This window comes from Geminicoccus flavidas (assembly GCF_009806515.1).
Classification (GTDB): domain Bacteria; phylum Pseudomonadota; class Alphaproteobacteria; order Geminicoccales; family Geminicoccaceae; genus Geminicoccus; species Geminicoccus flavidus.
The window spans coordinates 1-4,269 of the sequence record NZ_WUJP01000365.1; the positions used below are offsets into that span (position 1 = coordinate 1).

Below are 4,269 nucleotides of genomic sequence, written 5' to 3' on the forward strand. Positions count from 1 at the left end.
GGCCGAGGGCATCTGCACCGTGGAAGGCCGCAACCGCTTCCGCCCGCGCCAGGACCTGGGCGCCTGGCTGGTGGCGCAGGGCCTGGCCATGGCATTGCGCACCGCACCTGCCGAGTATGAGGCCCTGCAGCAGGTCGCCAAGGCCAACCGTGCGGGGATCTGGTCGGGCTCGCTCATGCCGCAGATCGACGACTGGGGCGACGATTCACGCTTCTGAAGGAGCATGCTTCTGAGGGGCTTTCCTGGCCACGATGATGCTGCTGCCGGTGGGCAGCACGATCCGCCGCAGGTCGTGGCATCCGGCGCTGGCCAGCCAGGCCGCGTGCTCCGCCTCGGTATAGGCGGCGCCCGCCGGGTAGAGATTCATGAGCGTCAGGTCCAGGAGCACCGCCGAGGGCGGGCCTTGCCGGTCGTCGTCGAGAATCCCCCCGCCGATGATCACGACGGTGCCGCCCGGCCGCACCGCGGCGGCCGCATGGCGGATGGCGAGCCCCGCCTCGTCCGGTCCCAGGACCTGCACCAGTGCGCGCAGCACGGCCAGGTCGTAGCTGCCGGACGGCGGGGCTGCCAGGATGTCGCCGGCCTCGATCGTCACCCGCGCGCCGCCCGGCGTCGCCTGCAGCAGGGCTGCCGCCAGCCTGGCGTTCCTCGGCAGTTCGAACAGGGTCGCGCGCCGCTCCGGCTCCAGGGCGCACAAAGCGGCAGCCAGCCCGCCCGAGCCGCCGCCGATGTCGATCACGCTCCGCACCCCCGTCAGGTCGAGCCGGCGGGCCAGATCCTGCCCGGCCGCAACCGCCAGCGGATGCATGCCGCGCAGCATCGCCAGCATCGCCTCGTCGGATGCCCCGGCGAAATCGTGCATGGCGGCTGGCTGGCCGGACCGGATCGATTGGGCAGTCTGCAGGTCGGCATGCCAGAGCTGAGCCAGCAGTTCTTGCCCACCCAGATGGCTGGGCCGCCCCTCGACCAGGAAGGCCGCCGCCTCGGCCGTGTTGCGGAACCGGCCGTCCGTCTCCTCGAGCAGGCCGATGGCCACCAGTGCGCGGAGCAGCCGGGGCAGTCGCCCTGGGTCCACATCCAGCGCCGTGGCAAGCTCCCGGGCCGTGGCCGGGCCCGCGTCCAGTCGGGTGAAGACGCGCAGCTGCATGCCGGCCAGGAGCGCCATGGCAGGGGCGACCCCCGCCTGCAGGCGCCGGATCGTGTCCGGCTGCACCGGCGCCGGCCCGCCTTCCGACCCGTGCCCGGCCGTGCTGCTGCCCCTTCCCGTCGGTGAACCCGCCGTCATCGCCTGGTCGTCCTCCTCATCGCCACGGACAGAAGCCGGCACGACCGGGAATGCCGCGCCACTGCCGGCCCCTTCTAGCATGAGAGCCTGTCCGCCGGCCGATGGTATTACTGTCGGCCATCGTGATAAGCCGTTCACGGACAGATCGCTGCGGCGCATGGGAGGTGCCGGCGGATGGATAGAGACCGGACGCTGTTGGCTCGGCGCGGGATGCTGGCAGGGCTGGCCAGCGCGCCTCTCCTGCTCCGCGGCGGCCCGGCTGTCCGCGCCCAGGCGCGGGCCCGGTCGTTGCCGCCCACCGACGTCACCTTCCTGTTCTCCAATGACATCCACACCTGCCGCATGGGCGACGGCCTGAGCCCGAACTGCGCGGAGGAAGGCAAGACCGACGAGAACCTGCTCCGGCACATAAGCGCGCTCAACCGGATTGCGGAGCTGCGCTGGCCGGACGCGATCGGAGGCGTGCCGACCGGGCTCGCCAGTGCCGGGGAGCCGATCGACCCGCCGCTGGGCCTGGTGCTGGGCGGTGATCTCACCGATGACGGCGGCGGCCAGACCGCCCTGCCCGAGGAAGGCAGCCAGCTCGTCCAGTTCTCCGAACGCTACCGGCAGGGCGAGGGCGACGGACGGGTGCACATGCCGGTCTATCTGGGCCTGGGCAACCACGACCTCGACCAGGACGGCCATCCGCCGGATGTCGACTGGTACCGGCGGGAGCTGCGCGACTATGTCGAAGTGAACCACCGCAGCGGCGTGTTCTTCCATCCGACCGTTCCGGTGCCGAACTACCATGTCGATTCCGACACCTATTCCTGGGACTGGGGCGGTCTGCATCTGGTCCAGTGCCAGCGCTTTGCCGGCGACACGGGCAAGGGTGCCATCAGCGGCCTGGACTGGCTGAAGGCGGACCTCGCCGCCCATGCCGCCGATGGCCGGCCCGTCATCCTGTTCCAGCACTATGGCTGGGACAGCTTCTCCACCGAGCACTGGGACCCGGCCCGCCACACGTTCAATGCCGAGGGTGCCGGCCCGGCGCACTGGTGGACCGACGCCGAGCGCGGCGCGCTGCTGGACGCGATCTGGGGCCACAACGTCATCGGCATCTTCCACGGCCACCAGCACGAGGCGGCCCTGATCTACCGGGCCGGTCAGCTCGATATCTTCAAGCCCAAGGCCGCCTATCTCGGCGGCTTCGCTGTGGTGCACGTGACCAACCAGGCCATGGACGTGGTGCTGTGCGAGGCGGCGGCCGACGGCTCGGTGGTCTTCGACCAGGCGTTCACCAAGACACTCGGGTGATGTAGCCTTCGACGGCCTGCCTCCTGGTATAGACATGACCTGTCTGGAATGTCCGACGGTTCCGGAGCCATGAATGGCTTCTCCAGGAAGTAACCCATCACAGGTTGCACAATATCAGGAAACACTCGTATTTGCTTCGAAAACGATCAAATGACCAGGAAACATTATATCCAAAGTAAGAATTCATTACCATAAAACTGTGGTGACGCATGCTTCAGAAAATGCTATCCATGATCGCTCCACGATCCAGTCAATGATTGAAGCATTCCAATATCACATTAATGGGATTGTGAAGCGAACAACCCTCGATGGTGCTGACTTATACGCTCGGACTAGTGGCGATCCGGCGAGCCATTGGGCTTTGCCTGGATCCTGAAAAGCCAGCATCTCTCTCGGTATTGATCGAGCGCAAGGCACGAACGGTCGGCCGTGCATGCCGATACTGGTGCGCTTTCACGTCCCACCACGCCTGCGCGCTGCAAGTGCCCTGTGATTCGCAGGCAGGCAGGCGCTCCGGCTGCGGCTAGCAATCGGGAGATCAGGAGATGGCGAGCATCGAGGACATCGACAATCTCGGCGCGCTTGGCCGGATGGGCGCGGCCATCCGGCAGCTCCCGGGCCCGCGTTCCAGCGAGCTGCTGCGGCGTCAGGCCCGCTGGGAATCGAACGCGCGCACCTATCCCAGGCGGCTGCCGATCGCGATCGCCCGGGCCTCGGGCAGTTTCGTCCAGGACCTGGACGGCAACGTGTTCATCGACTTCCTCACCGGTGCCGGCGTCCTGTCGCTGGGCCACGGCCATCCGGAACTGATCGCGGTGGTGGGCAGACAGCTGGAGCTGCACGCCCATGGCCTGGATTTCCCCACACCGGCCAAGGACGCGTTCGTCCAGGCCCAGCTCGCGATGCTGCCGGACAGCATGCGGGACCGGATGAAGCTGCATTTCTGCGGCCCGGCCGGAGCGAATGCCGTCGATGCCGCGATCAAGCTGTGCAAGACCGCCACCAGGCGGGGCGAGATCGTCTCCTTCCAGGGCGGCTTCCACGGCAGCAGCCACATGGCCATGGCTCTCACCGGGCTGGTGGAGCAGAAGGCCCCGGTGCCCAACGGCGTGCCGGGCGTCCATTTCTTTCCCTATTCCTATTGCGGCCGCTGCCCGATGGGGACCGGGCCAGAAAGCTGCGCGGTCAACTGTGCCACCTACCTGGAACTGACCCTCCAGGACCCCAATGGCGGCATCCCTCTGCCGGCCGCGATCATGCTCGAACTGGTGCAGGGCGAAGGCGGCGTCATCCCGGCACGGCCGGAATTCGTGCAACAGATCGCCCGGGTCGCCCGGCAGCTGCAGATCCCGCTGATCGTCGACGAGGTCCAGACCGGCTGCGGCCGGACCGGGACCTGGTTCGCCTTCGAGCAATACGGGATCGAGCCCGACGTGATCGTGGCGTCCAAGGCGCTGAGCGGAATCGGCATGCCGGTCGCGATCATCATGTATGACGAGCGCCTGGACTGCTGGGCACCCGGTGCCCACACCGGTACGTTCCGCGGCAACCAGCTCGCCTTCGCCGCCGGGGCCGAGGCGGTCCGGATCGTGCTGCGCGACGGCATCCTGGAAAATGTCCGCCAGCGCGGCGCCCAGATCGACCAGCGGCTCTCCAGGCTGCAGGGCCTCCCATGGGTGCGGGAG

The 4,269-nt window shown here is 68.0% G+C and carries 3 protein-coding genes and 1 pseudogene; 3 read left to right on the plus strand and 1 reads right to left on the minus strand.

Annotated features, from left to right (window positions below; genetic code table 11):
* Positions 1-217, plus strand: a pseudogene (locus EQG76_RS10275) (hypothetical protein); the annotation flags it as partial.
* Here EQG76_RS10275 and EQG76_RS10280 read toward each other — a convergent pair.
* Positions 206-1,366 (minus strand): methyltransferase, encoded by a 1,161-nt coding sequence (locus EQG76_RS10280; protein ID WP_159713065.1) that lies wholly within the window; start codon positions 1,364-1,366, stop codon positions 206-208. The pseudogene EQG76_RS10275 and the gene EQG76_RS10280 overlap by 12 nt on opposite strands.
* A gap of 93 nt (positions 1,367-1,459) precedes the next feature.
* Between EQG76_RS10280 and EQG76_RS10285 the strand changes: the two genes are divergently transcribed.
* Together EQG76_RS10285 and EQG76_RS10290 are read left to right on the plus strand one after the other, a co-directional pair.
* Positions 1,460-2,584 carry a metallophosphoesterase gene (locus EQG76_RS10285; protein ID WP_159713067.1) on the plus strand — a complete coding sequence of 375 codons (1,125 nt, stop codon included), beginning with the start codon at positions 1,460-1,462 and terminating at the stop codon, positions 2,582-2,584.
* 590 nt (positions 2,585-3,174) lie between these two features.
* Positions 3,175-4,269, plus strand: a 1,095-nt coding sequence (locus EQG76_RS10290; RefSeq protein ID WP_159713069.1) for an aminotransferase class III-fold pyridoxal phosphate-dependent enzyme, incomplete at its 3' end; no start/stop codon positions are given.

What these genes read in the sequence shown, in the direction of transcription:
- EQG76_RS10285 (WP_159713067.1), top strand. Translation starts at nt 1,460, where the DNA reads ATGGATAGAGACCGGACGCTGTTGGCTCGGCGCGGGATGCTGGCAGGG.
- EQG76_RS10280 (WP_159713065.1), bottom strand. Translation starts at nt 1,366, where the DNA reads ATGCTAGAAGGGGCCGGCAGTGGCGCGGCATTCCCGGTCGTGCCGGCT.